General features: G+C 58.3%; 21 protein-coding genes. 14 read left to right on the top strand and 7 right to left on the bottom strand.

Translation table 11 applies throughout. From position 1 onward, the window contains the following. Nucleotides 1–297: 297 nt before the first annotated feature. From WG915_RS05685 to WG915_RS05660, 6 genes are all read left to right on the top strand, one after another. Nucleotides 298–1,053: a succinate dehydrogenase cytochrome b subunit gene (locus WG915_RS05685; protein ID WP_339564405.1), complete on the top strand. Its 756-nt coding sequence runs from the start codon at nucleotides 298–300 to the stop codon at nucleotides 1,051–1,053. Between the two features lie 18 nt (nucleotides 1,054–1,071). Further along, nucleotides 1,072–3,078 (top strand): fumarate reductase/succinate dehydrogenase flavoprotein subunit, encoded by a 2,007-nt coding sequence (locus WG915_RS05680; RefSeq protein ID WP_339564404.1) that lies wholly within the window; start codon nucleotides 1,072–1,074, stop codon nucleotides 3,076–3,078. Next, a complete protein-coding gene (locus WG915_RS05675) occupies nucleotides 3,078–3,827 on the top strand; it encodes a succinate dehydrogenase/fumarate reductase iron-sulfur subunit (protein ID WP_339564403.1) in 750 nt (249 codons plus the stop codon). The genes WG915_RS05680 and WG915_RS05675 overlap by 1 nt, the downstream gene beginning before the upstream one ends. 41 nt (nucleotides 3,828–3,868) lie before the next feature. Beyond that, complete coding sequence (locus WG915_RS05670; protein ID WP_339564402.1) at nucleotides 3,869–4,213, top strand: hypothetical protein; 345 nt, start codon at nucleotides 3,869–3,871, stop codon at nucleotides 4,211–4,213. Between the two features lie 255 nt (nucleotides 4,214–4,468). Then, a complete protein-coding gene (locus tag WG915_RS05665) occupies nucleotides 4,469–5,752 on the top strand; it encodes a DUF445 domain-containing protein (protein WP_445227784.1) in 1,284 nt (427 codons plus the stop codon). 49 nt (nucleotides 5,753–5,801) lie between these two features. Continuing rightward, complete coding sequence (locus WG915_RS05660; protein WP_445227783.1) at nucleotides 5,802–6,092, top strand: DUF2516 family protein; 291 nt, start codon at nucleotides 5,802–5,804, stop codon at nucleotides 6,090–6,092. Nucleotides 6,093–6,095: 3 nt separating this feature from the next. Here WG915_RS05660 and purU read toward each other — a convergent pair whose 3' ends face one another. Then, nucleotides 6,096–6,989, bottom strand: coding sequence for a formyltetrahydrofolate deformylase (purU, locus tag WG915_RS05655; RefSeq protein ID WP_339564400.1), 894 nt, complete (start codon nucleotides 6,987–6,989; stop codon nucleotides 6,096–6,098). Between the two features lie 36 nt (nucleotides 6,990–7,025). On the opposite strand from purU, the gene deoC reads away from it, so the two are divergent. After that, a complete protein-coding gene (gene deoC, locus WG915_RS05650) occupies nucleotides 7,026–7,676 on the top strand; it encodes a deoxyribose-phosphate aldolase (RefSeq protein ID WP_339564399.1) in 651 nt (216 codons plus the stop codon). On the opposite strand, the gene WG915_RS05645 is transcribed toward deoC, so the two are convergent. Genes WG915_RS05645 through WG915_RS05635 form a run of 3 tightly spaced genes read right to left on the bottom strand, consistent with a single transcriptional unit; the run spans nucleotide 7,673 to nucleotide 9,832 of the window. Continuing rightward, the gene (locus tag WG915_RS05645) at nucleotides 7,673–8,485 is read right to left on the bottom strand and encodes an LmeA family phospholipid-binding protein (protein WP_339564398.1); all 813 of its coding nucleotides are present in this window, start codon (nucleotides 8,483–8,485) and stop codon (nucleotides 7,673–7,675) included. The genes deoC and WG915_RS05645 overlap by 4 nt on opposite strands. Nucleotides 8,486–8,511: 26 nt before the next feature. Further along, nucleotides 8,512–9,315 carry a class I SAM-dependent methyltransferase gene (locus WG915_RS05640; protein WP_339564397.1) on the bottom strand — a complete coding sequence of 268 codons (804 nt, stop codon included), beginning with the start codon at nucleotides 9,313–9,315 and terminating at the stop codon, nucleotides 8,512–8,514. Between the two features lie 16 nt (nucleotides 9,316–9,331). Next, a complete protein-coding gene (locus WG915_RS05635) occupies nucleotides 9,332–9,832 on the bottom strand; it encodes a DUF2505 domain-containing protein (protein ID WP_339564396.1) in 501 nt (166 codons plus the stop codon). 38 nt (nucleotides 9,833–9,870) lie between these two features. Here WG915_RS05635 and WG915_RS05630 point away from each other — a divergent pair, with 38 nt between their 5' ends. Further along, complete coding sequence (locus tag WG915_RS05630) at nucleotides 9,871–10,980, top strand: UDP-N-acetylmuramate dehydrogenase (RefSeq protein ID WP_445227787.1); 1,110 nt, start codon at nucleotides 9,871–9,873, stop codon at nucleotides 10,978–10,980. Nucleotides 10,981–11,010: 30 nt separating this feature from the next. Next, nucleotides 11,011–11,700, top strand: coding sequence for a metal-dependent transcriptional regulator (locus tag WG915_RS05625; protein ID WP_339564394.1), 690 nt, complete (start codon nucleotides 11,011–11,013; stop codon nucleotides 11,698–11,700). On the opposite strand, the gene WG915_RS05620 is transcribed toward WG915_RS05625, so the two are convergent. Further along, nucleotides 11,697–11,948, bottom strand: a complete 252-nt coding sequence (locus tag WG915_RS05620) for a hypothetical protein (protein ID WP_339564393.1) — start codon at nucleotides 11,946–11,948, stop codon at nucleotides 11,697–11,699. The two genes, WG915_RS05625 and WG915_RS05620, sit on opposite strands and share 4 nt — an antisense overlap. 130 nt (nucleotides 11,949–12,078) lie before the next feature. On the opposite strand from WG915_RS05620, the gene nrdI reads away from it, so the two are divergent. The 3 genes from nrdI to WG915_RS05605 are packed head-to-tail and all read left to right on the top strand — an operon-like array spanning nucleotide 12,079 to nucleotide 14,178. Further along, complete coding sequence (gene nrdI, locus WG915_RS05615; RefSeq protein WP_339564392.1) at nucleotides 12,079–12,564, top strand: class Ib ribonucleoside-diphosphate reductase assembly flavoprotein NrdI; 486 nt, start codon at nucleotides 12,079–12,081, stop codon at nucleotides 12,562–12,564. Then, nucleotides 12,564–13,562 (top strand): class 1b ribonucleoside-diphosphate reductase subunit beta, encoded by a 999-nt coding sequence (nrdF, locus tag WG915_RS05610; protein WP_339564391.1) that lies wholly within the window; start codon nucleotides 12,564–12,566, stop codon nucleotides 13,560–13,562. The genes nrdI and nrdF overlap by 1 nt, the downstream gene beginning before the upstream one ends. 28 nt (nucleotides 13,563–13,590) lie before the next feature. Continuing rightward, complete coding sequence (locus WG915_RS05605) at nucleotides 13,591–14,178, top strand: NADPH-dependent FMN reductase (protein ID WP_339564390.1); 588 nt, start codon at nucleotides 13,591–13,593, stop codon at nucleotides 14,176–14,178. Here the strand turns inward: WG915_RS05605 and WG915_RS05600 are convergent. Further along, nucleotides 14,156–15,862 carry a long-chain-fatty-acid--CoA ligase gene (locus tag WG915_RS05600; RefSeq protein ID WP_339564389.1) on the bottom strand — a complete coding sequence of 569 codons (1,707 nt, stop codon included), beginning with the start codon at nucleotides 15,860–15,862 and terminating at the stop codon, nucleotides 14,156–14,158. The two genes, WG915_RS05605 and WG915_RS05600, sit on opposite strands and share 23 nt — an antisense overlap. Nucleotides 15,863–15,971: 109 nt before the next feature. Continuing rightward, entirely contained in the window at nucleotides 15,972–17,681 is a 1,710-nt protein-coding gene (locus WG915_RS05595; protein WP_339564388.1) for a long-chain-fatty-acid--CoA ligase, read from the bottom strand. 110 nt (nucleotides 17,682–17,791) lie between these two features. Between WG915_RS05595 and mshA the strand changes: the two genes are divergently transcribed. Further along, the gene (gene mshA / locus WG915_RS05590) at nucleotides 17,792–19,057 is read left to right on the top strand and encodes a D-inositol-3-phosphate glycosyltransferase (RefSeq protein WP_339564387.1); all 1,266 of its coding nucleotides are present in this window, start codon (nucleotides 17,792–17,794) and stop codon (nucleotides 19,055–19,057) included. Nucleotides 19,058–19,134: 77 nt separating this feature from the next. Next, the gene (locus WG915_RS05585) at nucleotides 19,135–19,881 is read left to right on the top strand and encodes a phosphoglyceromutase (protein WP_339564386.1); all 747 of its coding nucleotides are present in this window, start codon (nucleotides 19,135–19,137) and stop codon (nucleotides 19,879–19,881) included. The last annotated feature ends 4 nt before the right edge of the window (nucleotides 19,882–19,885 follow it).

Raw genomic sequence — 19,885 nt, 5'->3', positions numbered from 1 at the left:
GCACTTTTGTTGCCATATATGGAAAATGGCAGCTACAACTTTTGAATGAGTTGCATTGGGGGGTGCTGGTGTCCGTTTTTGGAATTTGTGACCAAGCGCACATTATGGCCACAACTGTTGGCAAAGTTCCAGTTGGGCAACGGTTGTTACGCGTGGGAATGGATGGCAGTGGCCAAAAAAGATGCTATTTCGGTGATATTTCCTCCGAAAACACCGGTGCCACAGATCACTTAGGCGGTCATTGAGTGGTTGATTAGCCCTGCTTGGCCGTAGAGTAATAGCGACACTGGAGGTGCCATGACTGTTAAATTTGATGACCGTGACGCAGTTGTTCACGGTAAAATTACTGAGAAGCCGCTTCGAGAGAAGCCAACTATCCCATCTTGGGCGCTTAAGCTGACCATGGCGGTCACGGGCGTTATCTTTGGTCTTTTCGTGCTGGTCCATATGATCGGCAACTTGAAGATCTACCTGCCTGACGTTGACGGCAAGAAGGATCTTGACGTTTACGCGGCATTCCTGCGCGAACTGCTCGTTCCGCTGCTGCCACACGGCTTGTTCCTGTGGATGTTCCGAATCGTATTGCTGCTCTGCCTCGTGCTGCACATCTATGGTGCTTTCGCACTGTCCGCTCGTGCGCGCCAGTCCCGCGGCAAGTTCCGCCGTACGGGCATGATTGGTGGACTGAACTCTTTCACCGCTCGCTCGATGATCGTCACCGGCATCGTGCTGCTGGCCTTCATCATCTTCCACATTTTGGACCTGACTGCAGGTGTGCAACCAGCAGCAGCTGACACCTTCGAACACGGCGCCGCATACGCAAACGTCGTCGCTTCCTTCAGCCGGCCAGGCGTAGCAATCTTCTACGTCATCGCAATGGTTGTCCTGTTCCTGCACCTGTCCCACGGCCTGTGGACTGCAGTGAGCGACCTCGGTATCACCGGCAAGCGCTGGCGTGCCATCCTGCTTTTCGTGTCCTACCTGATCCCAGCTGCAGTGCTGGTAGGTAACAGCACGATTCCGTTGGGCGTCATGTTCGGCTTGATCGGTTAAGGCTAAGGAAACTAAACAATGAGCATTAATTCTGAAACCGCAATCAAGCCGGAGTTCAACGCTCCCGCTTCCGTCGTCTCTGGCGTTGCCGTTGGCTCCGTGCTGGATTCCGCACTGCCTGAGGGCGTCTCTTACAAGGAGGCCTGGGAGTACCAGAAGGATCACTACAACCTGGTTTCCCCGCTGAACCGTCGTAAGTTCCGTATCCTCGTCGTCGGCACCGGCCTATCCGGCGGTGGCGCAGCTGCCGCTTTGGGTGAGCTGGGCTACGACGTCAAGGCCTTCACTTACCACGATGCCCCACGCCGTGCGCACTCCATTGCTGCACAGGGTGGCGTTAACTCCGCTCGTGGCAAGAAGGTCGACAACGACGGCTCTTACCGCCACGTTAAGGACACCGTCAAGGGTGGCGACTACCGCTCCCGTGAGGCTGACTGCTGGCGTCTTGCTGTCGAGTCTGTTCGCGTCATCGACCACATGAACGCCATCGGCGCACCATTCGCTCGTGAATACGGTGGCGCTCTGGCTACCCGTTCCTTCGGTGGTGTGCAGGTCTCCCGTACCTACTACACCCGTGGCCAAACCGGTCAGCAGCTGCAGCTTTCCTGTGCAGCAGCGCTGCAGCGTCAGATCCACAAGAAGACCGTGGAAATCTTCACCCACAACGAGATGGTCGACCTGATCATCAATGAAGTTGAGGGTAAGAAGGTCTGCCAGGGTGTCATTATGCGCAACCTGATCACCGGCGAGCTCACGGCCCACACCGGCCATGCTGTGATCCTGGCAACCGGCGGCTACGGCAACGTGTACTACATGTCCACGCTGGCTAAGAACTCCAACGCTTCCGCCATCATGCGTGCGTACGAGCGTGGCGCTTACCTCGCATCGCCTTCCTTCATTCAGTTCCACCCAACCGGCCTGCCGGTGAACGCTGAATGGCAGTCGAAGACGATTCTGATGTCTGAGTCCCTGCGTAACGACGGCCGCATTTGGTCCCCAGTGAAGCCAAAGGACGACCGCCCAGGCAACGACATCCCTGAGGAAGAGCGTGACTACTTCCTAGAGCGTCGTTACCCTGCATTCGGTAACCTGGTGCCTCGCGACGTTGCATCCCGTGGTATCTCCCAGCAGATCAACGCTGGTCTCGGTGTCGGCCCACTGCACAACTCCGTGTACTTGGACTTCCGCGATTCCATCCAGCGTCTCGGCGAGGATGTCATTCGCGAGCGCTACTCCAACCTCTTCGAGATGTATGAAGACGCTATTGGTGAAAACCCATACAAGGAGCCAATGCGTATTGCTCCAACCTGTCACTTCACCATGGGTGGCCTGTGGACCGACTTCGATGAGATGACTTCCATCCCAGGTCTGTTCGCAGCCGGCGAGTGCTCTTGGACCTACCACGGTGCGAACCGTCTGGGTGCAAACTCCCTGCTCTCCGCATCTGTCGACGGCTGGTTCACCCTGCCATTCTCCGTGCCTAACTACCTGGCACAGCACTTGAATGAGCCACGTCTGCCGGAAGACAGCCCAGCGGCTGTACAGGCGCTGAAGGAAGCTCAGGCTCGCATCGACAAGCTGATGAGCATCAACGGCGAGCACGGTCCTGAGTACTTCCACCGCCTGCTTGGCGATATCCTCTACTTCTCCTGTGGCGTTGCTCGTAACGTCGAGGACCTCAAGAAGGGCATCGAGGACATTCGCAAGCTGCGCAAGGACTTCTGGTCGAACCTGCGCATCACCGGTTCGCCAGAAGAGATGAACCAGGTTCTCGAGTACGCGAACCGCGTCGCTGACTACATTGACCTCGGCGAACTCATGTGCGTCGATGCTCTCGACCGCGACGAGTCCTGTGGTGCTCACTTCCGCGAGGATCACCTCTCCGAGGAAGGCGAAGCAGAGCGCGACGACGACAACTGGTGCTTCGTGTCCGCATGGGAGCCAGCCGGCGAGGACAAGTTCATTCGCCATGCTGAGCCTCTCTACTTCGAAGCCGTCCCGCTTCAGACAAGGAATTACAAGTAATGAAACTGACTCTTGAAATTTGGCGTCAGGCTGGACCAAACACCGAAGGACACTTCGAGACCGTCCAGGTCCCTGACGCAGTAGAGCAGATGTCCGTCTTGGAGCTGCTCGACCACGTCAATGAAGGCATGATCGAGGCTGGCAAAGAACCATTCGCTTTCGCCTCCGACTGCCGTGAAGGCATCTGTGGTACCTGTGGCGTCAACGTCAACGGGCGCCCACACGGTGCAGACAAGAACAAGCCTGCCTGCCAGCAGCGCATGTACAACTACAAGGATGGCGACACCCTTAAGATCGAGCCAATGCGCTCCGCTGCATTCCCTGTCATCAAGGACATGGTTGTGGACCGCTCCGCATTGGACCGTGTCATGCAGCAGGGCGGCTACGTCTCCGTCGATGCAGGTACTGCACCAGATGCAGATACTTTGCACATGAACCACCAGATGGCCGAGCTGGCCCTGGACCACGCAGCCTGCATCGGCTGTGGTGCTTGTGTCGCTGCTTGCCCTAACGGTGCGGCACACCTGTTCACCGGCGCAAAGCTCGTTCACCTCTCCCTCATGCCTATGGGTAAGGAAGAGCGTGGCAAGCGTGCTCGCCAAATGGTGGATGAGGTGGAAACCTCCTTCGGTCCATGCTCGCTCTACGGAGAGTGCAGCGATGTCTGTCCTGCTGGTATCCCATTGACCGCAGTTGCAGCGATCAACAAGGAGAGGGCACGTGCTTTCTTCTCCGCTAAGGACAACTAAGCTGTAAGCAACTGCAGCTTTTGAGAAAGGCGACTAGCACAATGAATGACAGCAAAGCTATTCAGGATTTCCGGGTTTACGAGGGTTCAATCGAGTCGAGCTACGTTGAGGGCTACACTCCAGTGAGCTACGAGGCACCACACTCCTCTTTGCTCAAGTCCATCACGTGGATTGGCATGGGCTTGCTCCTGGTTTCCCTCCTCGGCTTCGGCATCCTCATCTTTGCCATTGGGTCCAAGACAGTGGGCTCTCAGGCGAATTGGGATCTGTACGCTATGGTCGGTGGCATTCTTGCCGCAGTACTGGTTATTGCGGGCTTTGCAGCCATCTACGCTGGTCGAGCTGATCTCCGAAAGTGGCGCGCACGCACTGGTCGTAACGACTAACCCGCACGCGCAACTCGCTAAATAGCAGCGGCCTCGGCCCCCTTGGTTTTCCTTGGTGGCCCGAGGCCGCTGCTGCGTTCGTTTACAGTGGTGGCATGAACTCACGCAACCTCATTCTGGTCTTGATCACCCTCATCACCGTGCTCTCAGTGCTATTGATGGGTAAGTACTGGTGGGCGATGTACGGGGGCTAGTGCGTGCACTGTGTATTCGGCAAAATTTCACACAACGCGTAGATAGGCGATAATGGCAGGTATGTCTTTTCGACCTATGCCAGTCCCATCCGATGAAGCCGAGCGACGCGCCGCGCTTCGCCGGCACAAGCTCCTGGCTACGGCGTTGCTCGGAGTTGCCGCAGTCATTTTCCTGAGCATGCAATACCTGGAGATCAAATCCGGTTTAGATGCAGCATGGGTTGGATATGTGAGGGCTGCTGCTGAGGCTGGAATGGTCGGTGGCCTCGCAGACTGGTTCGCGGTGACGGCGCTGTTCAAATACCCGATGGGGCTGAAAATTCCGCACACCGCGATAGTAAAGAACAAGAAGGATCAAGTCGGCGTCGCTATGTCGGAGTTCGTGGGGGAGAACTTCCTCAACGCCGAACTCATCACCGATAAGGTTCGTCAGTATGGCATCCCGGATCGCCTGGCGGTGTGGCTATCCGAGCCCGATAATGCTCAGAAAGTCTCCGCAGAATCCGGCAAGCTGATCGCCAATGTAGTGCGGGCCCTTGACCCCGCAGACGCAGAGCACCTCATAAGGAAGGCGCTGATTGAAAAAGCAGCAGAGCCGACCTGGGGGCCACCAATTGGCCGAGTTTTAGAGCAGCTGATAGCCGATGGAAAAACTGAGCCCATGGTGGAAGAGGCGGTGCAGTGGATGCACCGCAAGGCCGTCACCTCCGAGGACTTTGTGGTTAACGTCATCGATGAACGGATGCCTACCTGGGCTCCCCGCTTCGTGCATGACCTCGTGGGTGAACGTGTGCACCGCGAGGTGGTGCAGTGGACAGCGACCGTAGCTGCGCAACCTAACCATGAGGCACGCCAGGCGATCCGTAAGTTCATCAACAACCTCGCACAGGACCTCCAATTCGACTCGGTGATGATCAGCCGTGTAGAAGAATGGAAAGCCGAGATCATGGGCTCGCGCCAGGTAGAAGCCGCTCCGGCGCTGCTGTGGGAATCTGCCGCGAAATCCATCATCGCTGCTGCGGAAGATGCGGATTCACTCCTGCGCGCCAAGATCGCTGAGCTCTCCCTGGTGTGGGGAAACAATTTGCGAGATGATTCCGCGCTCCGTGACTCCTTGGACCGCCGTATCACCGGCGCTACCCGATTCTTGGCTGACAACCTTGCCCCTGCGGTTTCTGAGATCATCTCGGAAACGGTGGAACGGTGGGACGCCGAGGAAGCTTCTGACAAGATCGAGCTGATGGTGGGGAAAGACCTACAGTACATTCGCTTGAACGGCACGATCGTCGGTGCGCTGGCAGGTCTGGCTATATACACTCTCTCTCAACTCATCTTCGCAGCCTAGCTGTTAGGATGAGCTTTCGAGCAACCGTCGTCGCAAAGGATTAGCCCTCGTGTTCCAGAACATCAGCATCATGACGAGCATCATCATGTACGTGCATTACGCCTTGACGCTGTGTGCGCTCTTTGGTGCGGTGCAAGTAGCCATGACGCGTGAGGACGCATTTCCGGCAGCTGATCGGCAGAGCAAGTGGATGTGGTTCGGCATCCTGATTGGTTGCGCGTTTGCTATTTTTGCCGGATTGCCAATCCTCAGCTGGATCGCCATCGTTGCGGTGGGCGTGTACTTCTTTGATGTTCGGCCCCAGATCAAGGACCTCATCAGCGGAAACTACCGCTGGTAGTTCCTACACCAGGATCACAGTGTGGTTGCCGTGGATCAGCACGCGATCCTCTAGGTGGAAGCGCAATCCACGCGCTAGTACTTGTTCCTCGGCATCGCGACCTATGCGTTGCATGTCCGCAGGGGTGTCCTTATGGGAAATTCGGATGACGTCTTGCTCGATGATCGGGCCGTCGTCTAGATCGCTGGTGGCGTAGTGACATGTCGCACCGATGAGCTTCACGCCACGCTGATACGCCTGGTGGTACGGGCGCGCACCCATAAATGACGGTAGGAAACTGTGGTGGATGTTGATCGCGCGACCAGCCCACATTTCGCACAAGTCGGCAGGCAGTATCTGCATGAAGCGGGCGAGCACGATGGCATCCGGTTCATGAGCATTAACGAGTGCCGCAACTTCGTCGAAAGCCTTGCGCTTGCCGACGGCATCCTTCGGGAACGGCACGTAGTGGAAATCGATCCCGTGTGCCTCCGCTAGCGGGCGAAGATTCTCGTGGTTGCCGATGACGGCGGCAATCTCCATCGGGTAGTCATTCTGCGCGACGCGACCAAGCAGGTCATGCAGGCAGTGACCTTCTTTAGACACCAGAATAACGGCCTTCTTCCGCTGTGCGTTGTCGTAGAGGCGCCACTGTGCGTTGTCACCGATGGTGTCTGCGATGGCGGCGAACTTGGCCTTGAACTCCTCGAAAGGGATGGAGATGGAGGAGGCCCGCACAGCTTGGCGAGTAAAGAACCAGCCTGAGTGAGCATCGGTGAAGTAGTCAGCCTCCACGATCCAGCCGCCGCATTCCTCTAGGAAGGCGGAGATGCGTGCCACGATGCCGGTGGTATCTTGGCAGCTCAGCGTGAGGATGTACTGGTGCTCGTCAGTTTCTGGCAGTGCTACAGGGGTCATGAGCGCATTTTACCCCGCCGTGTATAAGGTGAGAGCATGAGTCTCACCCCAGAATCTTTGGCACCGAAATTGGAGTACGAGCTGCTGGATCCGCTGGCCACGGCTGTGGACGTCGAGAAGCTGCTCGCCACGGCGCAGGACCTCAGTGTGCCGGCGATCTGCGTGGCCCCGCATCTACTTCCCGCAGTGCCGGAAACTGAGCTCCAGCTAGGCACGGTGTGTGGTTTCCCTACCGGGATGCACCACAGCCTACTCAAAGCCACGGAGGCACGGTTCGCTGTGCAGTGCGGTGCGATCCAAGTGGACTTGGTGCCGAACCTAGGTGCGGTGCAGGCGGGGGACTGGAACACCCTATTGGCGGAGATTGTTGCGGTGCGGGAAGCAATCACCGATCATGTGCAGCTTACGGTTGTGCTGGAAAACGCGGTGTTCTCGGAGGAACAGCTGGTGCAAGCAGCGCGAACTGCGGTGCAGGCAGGGGCAAACAATGTGAAAGCCGCCACCGGTTTCCATCCTGCTGGTGGTGCGACGGTGGCGGCAGTGCGGGCGCTCGCGGGTGCTGTCCCAGCCGGCATCGGCGTCAAGGCCGGGGGCGGGATCGAGACTTTTGAGCATGCCGCGGCGCTTATCGACGCCGGGGCAACTGCCCTCGCGGTTTCACGCGTACGCGAGATTCTCGCGGGTTAGGAGCGTGGCGTCCCAGATTGGGTTGCACCTTCAACTTGGCTCAACGGGACGTCATCGCCGGAAAAGCGTAGGTGAACTGCTTCGTCAGAGACGCTGATATCCTCAATCTTCAACTGGCCGGACATCTCGGTGGCTTGGCGTTCAAAGGCCTGTGTGATCGCAGTGGTGGCCGATTCCGGTAGATCCATGCCGAGCACGTTAGCTTTCTCTGCGGTGAACTTGACCTTGTCGCCCTCCATAGTTGGGCGCAGGGTCAGGGAAGCGGCACCGTCAGTGAACTCCACCTTGACGGCCTGTTCTGCCTCGATGGCATCGATCTTCGAGACCTTGATCAGGCCACTGAGTAGCTGCGAAGCGAGGCTATCGCCTGTTTTTCCGGCCTGCTCGGCCATCGAAGCTTGTGCTTGGGCAAGCAGATAGTCTTCTTTGATATCGGTGTTGACGAGCAGATGTCCCGCGATTGGGTTGTTCTTGTCTTTGATGTTGAGGTCTTTGACAGAAATGTCGGCAGCCGGAGCCCCCTCAATCACTGGGGCGCCGTCCTTGCCCTCGAAAACGGAGTAGGACGCTGGCATTGACATATCCAAAGACGGTATGGTGCCCGTCAACTGCGAAAGCAGGACCGGGGTTGGGCCGAAGGATATCAAGGGATCTTCCGCGGCCGGAGCCGTGCTGGCGAATTCCTTCTTCAAGTTGTCGCTGATCATCCAGCGCACGCCAAATTCTGCTGCTACGAGCAGCAGAAGCGCTAGCAGGATGAGGCTGACAAGGACTTTCCACACTATTGAACCGGTTCGTTTAGTAGTCACGGTGTACCAGTGTGGCAAAAGTAGCGTCAATTTGCCACGAATTCCCAAGGAACTGTGATCAGGTTGTCCCGAATCCGGCGCCGAATCGGCGCGAGCGGAACACCACTTGTGGCTAGTAAATCGCGAGCTTCGCGCCAGCGGATGCGGGGGCCGTGCGGTGCCCACCCGGCGGTGCGAATCCAGGCGTCATCCATGGTGTGGAGCAAATCATGAATGGCGGTTCCAGGGACATTGCGATGGATGAGCTTCTTGGGCAGCCGCTCAGCCATTTCGCTCGGCAGCGTCACATCGAGTGGATCCCAGGCGAGTGTGAGGGAGCGGGGGCCTGTGTCGTCGAGCAGCACCCAGCTGGAGCGTCGTCCAAGCTCATCGCAGGTACCTTCCACGAAGAGGCCACTCGGTGCTAGTCGGGAGCAGACCTCGGCCCAGGCGTCGTCGACTTGCTGGACATCGTATTGGCGCAGCACGTTGAAGGCGCGCACTAGGTTCGGGCGGTATCCGGCTAACTCGAAACCGCCCAACTCGAAGGTGACCCCACTGCGAGGTGGCAGGATCCGTTCTGGATTGATTTCCAGCCCTGTCACCTGGATATCCGGGCGAATACGTCGCAGCCAGCCGGCCCATTCGACGGTGGTGGTGTGGGAAGCCCCGTAACCCACGTCGAGCGCTAAAGGGTGTGGCACATTCAGGGCGGTCTGCACTTGTGGGTGGTAGCGCAACCATCGGTCACAGCGCCGAAGCCGGTTGATGTTGGTGGTGCCCCGGGTGATAACGCCAAGAGGCCGACCACGCGCAGCGCTGAAGCGCAGATTGTGAGCGTGATCGGCCATGATGAACTAGCGGAACTTAAAGGTTTTCAGCGATCCACTTTTCAGTGAGGGCTGCTTCGTTGTTGAAGAAGTCAACGAGGGCCTCGGCCACCTTTGGCTCGATAGCAGGTCCCATGAACGGGATGTCCACCTTGACCTCGTTGTTGTAAGCCAGGGTGGTGGAATCGGTGCCGGAGATGGTGATGTCGCCCTTGAAGTCGACCGGGGTGCCCTTGACGTCAGCAGCATAGGAAGCCTGGGCGGTGTCGCCGATCAGCTGGCCCACCTTGATGGTGCGCTTGACCTTCAGTGCCTGAGAGATCATGGCGCGAGCTGCTTCTGGCATGAGCTCTTGTGGCAAGACCTCGAACAGGACGACCTCGATGCCTTCATCGGTCTTGTTGAACTGGTTGACCTCACCAGGTTCGGTGGAGAAGTTAGCTACGTTGTACGCCCAGTAGTCGGCGCTGGAGTAAGCTTCCAGGACTTTTGCGGGTGGAAAATTAATAGTTGCGGTGTTCTCGCTACGCTTAGCCATGGTTACAGACTACCGTTATTGGTGTGCATGACCTACTGATGACCCAGAAACTCGCCGAAATCCGCCCAGAAATCGATCGAATTGCTGGTCTTGAGCTGCGCGAAATGGAATTGCGGGAGCTGACCACGCTGCATCTAGGTGGCCGCCCACTGCTCACGGCGCGCTGTCTTAGCCAGGATGCGGCCACCGCGCTGATCACGCTTCTCGACGCCCATTCCCTCCCGCTGCTCGTCATCGGTGGTGGATCCAACTTGGTGGTCGCCGACGGGGACCTCAACTTGGTGGCCGTGGTGTTGGCTTTCCAAGAGATCTCCAGCGAGCCAGAGACAGGGATGATCCGGGCAGAGGCAGGCGCGGTGTGGGATGACGTGGTCCTGCATGCTGTGGAAGCCGGGCTTGGCGGTATCGAGTGCCTTTCGGGGATCCCGGGTTCTGCCGGCGCCGTCCCGGTGCAGAATGTGGGTGCCTATGGCACCGAGATTTCCAGCGTGCTCACCCGAGTGAAGCTGCTCGAGCGCACCACCGGTGTGGTGGAGTGGGTTCCAGCCGAACAACTTGAGCTGGCTTACCGCTATTCCAACCTCAAGTTCACCGGCCGGGCGGTCGTGTTGGAAATCGAGCTGCGTTTGACCCCAGGCGGGATGTCCGCCCCACTGCGCTTTGGGGAGTTAGCACGCACGCTGGGTGCCAGTGAGAGTGGTGAGCGGCGTCCAGTGGCGGATGTGCGCGAAGCAGTGCTTCAGCTGCGGCGTGGCAAGGGCATGGTGTTTGAGGAAAGTGACCATGACACCTGGTCGGCGGGGTCCTTCTTTACTAACCCGGCCGTCGATAATCGCGTGGCCGATTATGTTCGTCGGGTAAGTGGCGAGGCCGACATGCCGTGTTTCCCCATCGCCAACACTGATCAGTCCAAGCTTTCGGCCGCCTGGCTTATCGAGCGCGCCGGGTTCCCCAAGGGATTTCCCGGCGGTGATGCTCCGGCCACGTTGTCCACGAAGCACACCCTGGCGCTGACTAACCGTGGCTCGGCATCGGCAGCGGACCTTGTCGACCTCGCGCGCACGATTCGCGCCGGAGTGTTGGACAAATTCGGGGTGCAATTGGAGCCGGAACCAGTGTGGATTGCTATGGAGATCGACGAAGACTAGCCCCGGGTAGTGCGGTGTTAACATACACCCATGGATAAGCCTGAAAGCGTCTCAGATCTTTCTGCGAGCAGCCAGAACTATCTGAAAGCAGTGTGGGGGCTCCAGGAATGGTCTGCGGAACCGGTGACCAAGTCTGCGCTAGCTGAGTGTGTGGGAGTGAAGCTTTCCACGGCTTCCGACGCGGTCCGCAAGCTGCGTGATCAGGGGTTGCTCAACGATACTCGTTATGGGGCGGTCACCCTCACCGAGACTGGAGCTGAATTGGCCGTTGCGATGGTGCGACGGCACCGGTTAATTGAGCTGTTCCTGTGCGAAGTGTTGGATTATGAGTGGCACGAAGTGCACGATGAAGCAGAGGCGCTGGAACATGCGGTATCTGATCTCTTTGTCACGCGTATTGCAGAGCGGTTGGGTTTCCCGGAAAGAGATCCGCATGGCGATCCGATCCCGCGCGCCGATGGCTCGGTGCCTACGTTGCGTGCGGTGAGATTAAGTGAACTGGGCCCGGGCGCCGGTGGCGTCATCGAGCGGATTAGCGATGGTGATCCGGAGCTGTTGCGGCACCTCGCGGCTAGTGGGATCGTGATCAACGCTGAGATTGAGGTGCTTGCGGGGGCGCCTTACAGTGGCACTTTTGCTATCCGGCTTGGCGACGCCTCGGAGGCTCAGCACCTCAGTGCCGGCGCAGCCAACGCGATTTGGGTGGGGGAGCGTTACTAGCGCGCGGGAGAATCCATGGGTGGCGGCCCCACGTTGAAGGCGACGTTGATGAAGTGATCAAGCTTTTCTTCCTCTTCAGCGTTGAGGAATACGTGCAGCATTCTTAGGAAACAGCGCAGGGTGGCGGCGGGATCAGGCGTGGAGGTGAGCAGGCGAAACGCTCCCACTTGATCGCCGTATCTGATCTGCTGGAACAGTGTGATGGATTCGAGCCAGGCGCTGTCTGGCGTGCCGGATGTTAGCTGCATATCTCAACCTTTTCTTTCGAAGTGGTGACGCTTGTCTTGCAAACTACGGTGCAACGTAGTTATAACTACGGTGTAGCGTAACATTGAAGTTCAACAAGCTCCAGCATGAAGAAAAGGTGGCCCACCTCAAATGAGCTCCCCCTCCTTGGTTGGTTTCCGGGATTTGACCCCAGACCAATCTCCCGAACTGGTGTATTTCTCCAGTGTCTCCGGCAATACCCACAGATTTATCCTTCGGCTCGGACGGCCCGCGGTCAGGATTCCACTGCGCCTCAAAAAGGAGCCGATGATTCGGGTCTGCCGTCCTTTCGTGCTCGTAGTCCCCACCTATGGCGGCGGAAAGCGGGCCAGTGCAGTGCCCAAGCAGGTGATCGCCTTTCTCAACGACCCTGTCAACCGCTCCTACCTGCGTGGCGTAATTACCGCCGGAAACACAAACTTCGGCGTGGACTATTGCATCGCCGGGCCGATCATCGCTGCCAAATGCCAGGTTCCCGAGCTATACCGCTTTGAACTATTAGGTACCCAGCGCGACCTTGCCCGTGTGAATCGCGGCCTCGAAGCCTTTTGGGAAAACTCCCCTAACACCCCTCAACGAGAAAGGACCCGTTCCTAATGCCCGTAACCGCAATATCACCCCCGGGATTTCGTACTACGCCGGAGGCTCGCCTGCGTCCCATCAATTGGAACCGGGTTGATGATGAAAAGGACCTCGAAGTATGGAACCGGCTCACCGCAAACTTTTGGCTCCCGGAGAAAGTTCCGTTGTCCAATGACCTTCAAGACTGGGCGCAGCTCAGCGACGTGGAGCGCAGGCAGACGATCCGGGTATTTACCGGGCTGACCATGTTGGATACCATCCAGGCGACCGTCGGTGAAGTTTCCCAAATCCAAGATGGTCTTACTGATCATGAGCAAGCGGTGTATACCAACATTGCGTTCATGCAGTCCGTGCATGCCCGGTCCTACTCTTCGGTGTTTTCCACACTCACCAGCACTCCAGAAATAGACAGCGCCTACCACTGGGCGGTGCACAATGATCTCCTGCAGCGCCGCGGCAAAATGCTCATGCAGTACTACTACGGTGCGGATTGTTTAAAGCGAAAGATCGCTACCACCTTGCTGTCTTCGCTCCTGCTCTACGCCGGCTTCTACTTGCCATTGCATTTTGCTGCGCACGGCAAGTTGATGAACACCGCCGACATGATACGGCTCATTCTGCGGGACAAGGCGGTCCATGGCTACTACTCCGGCTACAAGTTCCAGCGCGGATTGGAACAGCATGCCCCGCAGCGGCGCGCTGAACTGGAGGAATTCACCTTCGGCCTGCTGGAAGAGCTCTATGAGCTGGAGCTGAAGTATTCCGCTGAGCTGTACGAACCCCTCGGCTTAACCGCAGAGGTGGCGGTGTTTGTGCGCTATAACGCGAACAAAGCACTGATGAACCTCGGCTTCCGGGAGCGCTTCTCCGCGGAAGAAACCGAGGTGAGCCCGGAGGTGTTGGTTGCGCTTGCGCCAGGTGCCGACGAGAACCATGACTTCTTCTCTGGTTCCGGATCCTCCTACGTCATCGGTCAAGCCGAGACAACCTCCGACTCCGATTGGGACTTCTAGTACTACTGCACCAGGAAAGGTGATTAACATGCACGATTACCGGATTAGCATCGTGGTAGGAAGCCTGCGCAAGGCCTCCTATGCCCGTCGTATCGCAAGAAACGCGGTGGAGTTCTTTCCAACTAACTTCAACGCCGAGATCGTTGAGATCTCCCACTTGCCCCTTTACAACTTCGATTATGACGACCCCGAGGTGCGTGAAATCCAGCTCCCGCCGGCGTACACCGCGTTTCGGGAGACGATCAAGGCTTCTGACGGCATCCTCTTTGTCACCCCCGAGAACAACCGCACGATTCCCGCTTGCCTGAAGAACGCGGTGGATATTGGATCGAAGCCGAACGCGGACGTTGCCTGGCGGGGTAATCCGGCAGGAATCATCAGTCATTCCGTCGGTCGGATGGGTGGGTACAGTGCGCAGAAAAACCTGCGCCTGGCGCTGTCCTATTTTGACATGCCGCTGCCGGGGCAGCCTGAGGTATTCCTAGGCCGCTCCCCAGAGCTTTTCGACGCCGACGGCCGGCTTAGCGGTACCGGCACCGCCGATTTTGTGCGTGACTATATCGAACGCTTTGCGGCGGTGGTGGCTGAAGTGGTCACAAGCCGTAACGCTGAATAAGCTGCTCTCGTACTTCGCGACGGCGAATCTTGCCCATCTGATCCTGTGGCAGGTCCTCGAAGTGGTAGAACACGCGAGGTACCTTGTAGCGGGTCAGCTGGGTACGGCAGAAGGTCTTGAGAGCTTCTGGATCCATAGCTGCGCCCTCGACCAGGGTGATCGCTGCGCACACGTTTTCGGAGCCGTCCTTGCGGGGGATGCCGACAACGGCGCAACCAGCTACGTCTGGGTGACTGTTGAGTACTTCCTCCACCTCGACCGGGTAGACGTTGAAGCCGCCGGTGATGATGACTTCCTTGATGCGGGCAACGATCTTGATGAAGCCATCGGGTTCCATGACGCCGACATCGCCGGTGCGGTACCAGCCGTTGTGGAAGGACTCGGCAGTGGCCTCTGGCTGGTTGAGGTAGCCGGGGAAGACCTGCGGCCCCTTGACAAGCAGCTCGCCTTCTTGCCCATCGGGCCGGGTCTCATCCAGGTTATCGGGGTTGGCAATGCGAATGTCGGTATCCGGGAAAGGCAAACCGATGTAGCCGGGGCGGCGTCGGCCGTCCATCGGGTTGCCTACGAGGATGGGGGAACACTCGGTGAGTCCGTAGCCTTCTACCAGGCGACCGCCGGTGATCTTCTCCCAACGTTCCACAATGTCTGCCGGGAGGGCTGAAGCGCCGGAGAAGGAGTTGCGCACGCTGGTGATGTCCACCTGGGACTCCTCGGCGATTTCCGCGATCTTCTCATAGAGAGTTGGCACGCCGGGCAGGAAGGTAGGGGAGTTCTTGCGCATGTTCTTCATGATCAGCTTCATGTCTGGAGCTGGGAGCAGGATGAGTTCTGCGCCGCAGTGGATGCCGATCAAGATGCATGTGGTCAGGCCATAGGCATGGAACATCGGCAGTGCGGAGAGGAATCTCTCCTTGCCGTCGCCAAGCCCTGGAACCCACGCCATCGCTTGCTCGAGGTTCGCATGCAGATTCCCGTGTGTGAGCTGGGCACCCTTGGGTGCGCCAGTGGTGCCGGAGGTGTAGAGGATGAGGGCGATGGAATCCTTGGTCACAGTAGTGGAATGTTCCAAACCATGGCCATCTCCACCAATGGCGGTACCAATGAGCAGTTCCCAAGGCACGGTGTTTGGGGCCTCTCCACTCAGTTTGGCGCGGGCCTTGCGGATAGCAGGGAGGGGAAGACGCAACGCAGCCTGCTGTAGCGAAGGCATCGCCTCGATCATGTTGACCGAAATGATCGTCTCCAGGGCGGTCTTATCCCGCAGATCTTCGAGCATAGGGGAGGCCTTGTCCCAGCAGATCGCTATCCGGGCGCCGTGGTCATTGAAGGGGTGCTCCAACTCGTGCGCTGTGTAGAGCGGATTGTGCTCGACCACGGTTGCGCCCAACTTCAGAATGGCAAAGAACGCCGCGACATGCTGGGGGCAGTTGGGCAGCAGGATGGCGACGCGGTCGCCGGGGCGCACGCCGAAAGCTTTCAATCCGGCGGCGGCGCGGCGGACTTGACGGTCCAACTCCGCATAGGTCAGGGAACGGCCGAAGAAGTCAATGGCAACGCGGTCGGCGTGTTCTGCCAGCGTGTTGTCGTAGGAATCGAGCAGCGTTGCATCTCCGAAGTCGAGGTGTTTCGGGGTCCATTCTGCGTACTGCTCCAGCCAGGCCTTGGTCTCAAACGCTGACATTTCTTCGCTCCTAGAATCACAATGATACTTTTATGCTAAAAATTGTATCCTGTTTCAGGTTGGAGCTTAGTATCGGCCAGCGTCGTCGATAAGCGTGCGGCTGCGCAGGTTAGGCGTCGCCATGCCGGGAGATGAGCTGTTCCTGCACCTCACGGCGACGCACCTTGCCCATTTGATCCGTCGGAAGTTCCTCGAAGTGGTAGAAGCGCCGCGGAACCTTGTACCGGGTCAGCTGCTCGCGGCAGTACGTTTTCAGACCTTCCGGATCCAGAGCCGCGCCCTCCGCAAGAGTGATTGCGGCACACACCGATTCCGAGCCATCCTTGCGCGGCAAACCAACCACGGCGCATTCCTTTACGTCGGGGTGCTCCAAGAGGACTTCCTCAACTTCGCCCGGATAGACATTGAAACCACCCGTGATGATGACCTCCTTCAAGCGTGCGACGAGGCGAATGAAGCCATCTTCCTCCATGATGCCGATGTCGCCGGTGCGGTACCAGCCATTGTGAAAGGAAGCTGCGGTAGCCTCCGGCTGGTTCAAATAGCCCTGGAAGACCTGTGGGCCCTTTGCGAGCAACTCGCCTTCTTGGCCATCGGGCAGGGTCTCATCCAAATTGTCTGGGTTGGCGATGCGGATCTCAGTGTCAGGGAACGGCACGCCGATGTATCCCGGGCGACGGTTGCCGTCCATAGGATTGCCCACCAGAATCGGGGAACACTCGGTCAACCCGTAGCCTTCCACCAAGCGGCCCCCGGTAAGTTTCTCCCAACGCTCCACAGTAGCTACCGGCAGTGAAGAGGCCCCCGAGAAAGAGGCTCGCACACTGGAGATATCCACCCCATTTTCTTCTGCGGCCTCGATGATCTTCTCGTACAGCGCAGGAACACCCGGAATCCACGTTGGGCGGTTCTTCTTCAGAACCTTCATGATCAGGTTCATGTCTGGCGAAGGCAGCAGTATTATCTCGGCGCCGCAATAGACCCCTTCGAGTCCAACCATGGTCATACCGTAAGCGTGGAACATCGGAAGCGCCGCCAGGAAGACCTCCTTGTGATTGCCGAGTTCCGGAACCCATACCTTGCCCTGGCGCATGTTTGCCACCATGTTGCCGTGGCTCAGTTGCGCTCCCTTAGGTGCGCCCGTGGTTCCAGAGGTGTACAGAATCAGCGCAATAGTGTCTTTAGTTAGCTCGGGATCAGTCTCAAGGTCGGAACCATCGCCACCGATGGCGGAGCCGAGAAGCACTTCCCACGGCACGGTATTCGGTGCCTCACCACTGAGCTTGGCGCGCGATTTGCGCAGCATAGGGATAGGTAGCCGCAATGCCGCCTGCTGTAGCGTGGGCATCGCCTCGATCATGTTGACCGAGATTACGGTCTCCAGCGCGGTTGAAGCGCGCAGCTTTTCGAGCATCGGTGCTGCCTTGTCCCAGCAGATCGCCACCCGTGCGCCGTGATCCTGGAAAGGGTGCTCCAGCTCGTGTGCCGTGTACAGCGGATTGTGTTCCACCACAGTAGCGCCGAGCTTCAGAACCGCGTAGAAGGCGATGAGGTGTTGTGGACAGTTCGGCAGCAGGATGGCCACGCGGTCGCCAGGGCGGACCCCGAATGCGCGCAAACCAGCGGCTGCTCGACGCACCTGCCGGTCCATTTCAGCGTAAGTGTGACGGCGCCCAAAGAAGTTTAAAGCCGGGTCGTCTGCGTGGGCCTTCAAGTTATTGTCGTAGGCGTCGATGATGGTCATATCGCCGTAGTCAAGGTGGTGTGGGGTCCACTCGGGGTAGTGTTCGAGCCAAGCTTTGGTCTCGAAAGCAGACATGGTACCTCTCTTCATAGCCGTTAATCGCCAATTTGCTCACAGGATGGTTTAAGCCATCAGTCTAATCACTGCATCCAGTCACGGGACAGATGGGCGACTAAGATGGGGCCATGCGCATTGCGATGATTTCGATGCATACTTCTCCGCTGCAACAGCCTGGGCAGGGCGATGCTGGGGGCATGAATGTTTACGTGCTCAATTCCGCCTGCAAGCTCGCCGAACAGGGGATTGATGTGGACGTGTACACGCGTGCAACCCGTCCCAGCCAAGGGGAAGTTATCCAGGTCTCTGAGCGGCTGCGGGTGATCAATATCGTCGCTGGCCCCTATGAAGGACTCAGTAAGGAGGATCTGCCCACGCAGCTCGCTGCCTTCGCAGGTGGGATCCTTGTCTTCGCTCGCTGCAATGACGTGAGCTATGACTTGGTGCACTCCCACTATTGGCTCTCTGGTCAGGTGGGATGGTTGCTCCGCGATGTGTGGCGAATTCCACTGGTGCACACCTCGCATACCTTGGCTGCGGTGAAGAATGCTCATCGTAGTGCGCACGACTCTGTCGAATCCGAGTCTCGACGTATCTGCGAGCAACAGATAGCGGACAACGCTGACCGCTTGGTGGTCAACACCTTGGAGGAGAGCAAGGACCTCATCGTGCATTATGACGTCGATGAGGACAAGGTAGCGGTGGTCGCGCCGGGAGTGGATGTAGATCTGTTCAATCCAGGCAATGATCGGGCCACGGAACGTTCCCGCCGCCACCTGGGCATTCCGATCCATACCAAGGTCATTGCCTTCGTCGGTCGGCTGCAGGTGTTCAAGGGGCCAGATGTGCTGATTCGGGCCGTCGCAGAGCTGGTGCGCAGGGACCCGGACCGGGACTTCTTGGTGATTGTGTGCGGCGGGCCCTCCGGGGCATCGACCAGCACAAACACTTACCGCGACTTGGCGCAGGAGCAGGGGGTATCCCGCTTCGTGCGCTTCCTGCCTCCGCGGCCCCCGGAGGAACTTGTCAGCATTTATCGTGCGGCGGACGTGATTGCCATGCCCAGCTACAACGAGTCCTTCGGCTTGGTGGCGATGGAGGCCCAAGCTACTGGAACCCCCGTCGTTGCGGCGCGGGTCGGTGGGCTGCCGATCGCTGTCGCAGAGGGGGAGAGCGGCGTGCTTGTCGACGGCCATGATCCGGAAGACTGGGCGGACACCCTTGCCGCAGTGCTCGATGACGACGAAGCTCGCATCCGCATGTCCGAAGAAGCAGTAGACCACGCGGCGCAGTTCTCCTGGACGGCAACGGCGGAACGCCTCACCGGCGTATACAACGATGTGCTCACCGATTCGATCCATGGCTGTTATGACCGGCACCCAGAGGGCTCATAACCCTGCCTGTTCGCTGCAGCGCAACTAGGAGGGGTAATAGTCAGCGCAGCAGAGCGAACGCTGGCAAGATAGAACCCATGACTACTGGAAAGCTAATTTTGCTGCGACATGGCCAAAGTGAGTGGAACGCTTCTAACCAGTTCACTGGCTGGGTCGACGTCAACTTGACTGAAAAAGGCGAAGCCGAGGCTAAGCGTGGCGGCCAAATGCTCAAGGAGCAGGGCATTCTTCCCGACGTGCTGTACACCTCCCTGCTGCGTCGTGCGATCCGCACTGCCAATATCGCCCTCAACGAGGCCGACCGCCACTGGATCCCAGTGGTGCGCGACTGGCGCCTGAACGAGCGTCATTATGGTGCACTGCAGGGCTTGAATAAGGCAGAAACCAAGGAAAAGTACGGCGAGGAGCAGTTCATGGCGTGGCGTCGTTCTTACGACACTCCACCACCAGAGCTCGCCGAAGACTCCGAGTACTCCCAGGTCGGCGACGTTCGTTACGCAAACCTGGACAAGGTTCCTAACACCGAGTGCCTGCTCGATGTGGTCAAGCGCTTCGTCCCTTACTACGAGGAAGAAATCCTGCCACGCGCCAAGAAGGGCGAGAACGTACTGATTGCAGCACACGGAAACTCCCTGCGCGCACTGGTCAAGCACCTGGATGGCATTTCTGATGAGGACATCGCAGGCCTGAACATTCCAACCGGTATCCCGCTGGTCTACGAGTTGGATGAAAACGGCACCGTTCTCAATCCTGGTGGCACGTACCTGGATCCAGAGGCTGCGGCCGCGGGTGCTGCCGCTGTGGCAGCACAGGGTGGCAAGTAGCCCA

Source organism: Corynebacterium sp. H128 (genome assembly GCF_037482625.1).
GTDB lineage: Bacteria > Actinomycetota > Actinomycetes > Mycobacteriales > Mycobacteriaceae > Corynebacterium.
Note: the sequence above shows the minus strand (reverse complement) of the source record. Positions and strands in the feature narration are given on the sequence as shown.

Bases quoted from the DNA above. Each gene is read 5' to 3' on its own strand.
- WG915_RS05685 (WP_339564405.1), top strand. From the start codon at position 298: ATGACTGTTAAATTTGATGACCGTGACGCAGTTGTTCACGGTAAAATT.
- WG915_RS05680 (WP_339564404.1), top strand. From the start codon at position 1,072: ATGAGCATTAATTCTGAAACCGCAATCAAGCCGGAGTTCAACGCTCCC.
- WG915_RS05675 (WP_339564403.1), top strand. From the start codon at position 3,078: ATGAAACTGACTCTTGAAATTTGGCGTCAGGCTGGACCAAACACCGAA.
- WG915_RS05670 (WP_339564402.1), top strand. From the start codon at position 3,869: ATGAATGACAGCAAAGCTATTCAGGATTTCCGGGTTTACGAGGGTTCA.
- WG915_RS05665 (WP_445227784.1), top strand. From the start codon at position 4,469: ATGTCTTTTCGACCTATGCCAGTCCCATCCGATGAAGCCGAGCGACGC.
- purU (WP_339564400.1), bottom strand. From the start codon at position 6,989: ATGACCCCTGTAGCACTGCCAGAAACTGACGAGCACCAGTACATCCTC.
- deoC (WP_339564399.1), top strand. From the start codon at position 7,026: ATGAGTCTCACCCCAGAATCTTTGGCACCGAAATTGGAGTACGAGCTG.
- WG915_RS05640 (WP_339564397.1), bottom strand. From the start codon at position 9,315: ATGGCCGATCACGCTCACAATCTGCGCTTCAGCGCTGCGCGTGGTCGG.
- WG915_RS05635 (WP_339564396.1), bottom strand. From the start codon at position 9,832: ATGGCTAAGCGTAGCGAGAACACCGCAACTATTAATTTTCCACCCGCA.
- WG915_RS05630 (WP_445227787.1), top strand. From the start codon at position 9,871: ATGACCCAGAAACTCGCCGAAATCCGCCCAGAAATCGATCGAATTGCT.
- WG915_RS05625 (WP_339564394.1), top strand. From the start codon at position 11,011: ATGGATAAGCCTGAAAGCGTCTCAGATCTTTCTGCGAGCAGCCAGAAC.
- WG915_RS05620 (WP_339564393.1), bottom strand. From the start codon at position 11,948: ATGCAGCTAACATCCGGCACGCCAGACAGCGCCTGGCTCGAATCCATC.
- nrdI (WP_339564392.1), top strand. From the start codon at position 12,079: ATGAGCTCCCCCTCCTTGGTTGGTTTCCGGGATTTGACCCCAGACCAA.
- nrdF (WP_339564391.1), top strand. From the start codon at position 12,564: ATGCCCGTAACCGCAATATCACCCCCGGGATTTCGTACTACGCCGGAG.
- WG915_RS05605 (WP_339564390.1), top strand. From the start codon at position 13,591: ATGCACGATTACCGGATTAGCATCGTGGTAGGAAGCCTGCGCAAGGCC.
- WG915_RS05600 (WP_339564389.1), bottom strand. From the start codon at position 15,862: ATGTCAGCGTTTGAGACCAAGGCCTGGCTGGAGCAGTACGCAGAATGG.
- WG915_RS05595 (WP_339564388.1), bottom strand. From the start codon at position 17,681: ATGTCTGCTTTCGAGACCAAAGCTTGGCTCGAACACTACCCCGAGTGG.
- mshA (WP_339564387.1), top strand. From the start codon at position 17,792: ATGCGCATTGCGATGATTTCGATGCATACTTCTCCGCTGCAACAGCCT.
- WG915_RS05585 (WP_339564386.1), top strand. From the start codon at position 19,135: ATGACTACTGGAAAGCTAATTTTGCTGCGACATGGCCAAAGTGAGTGG.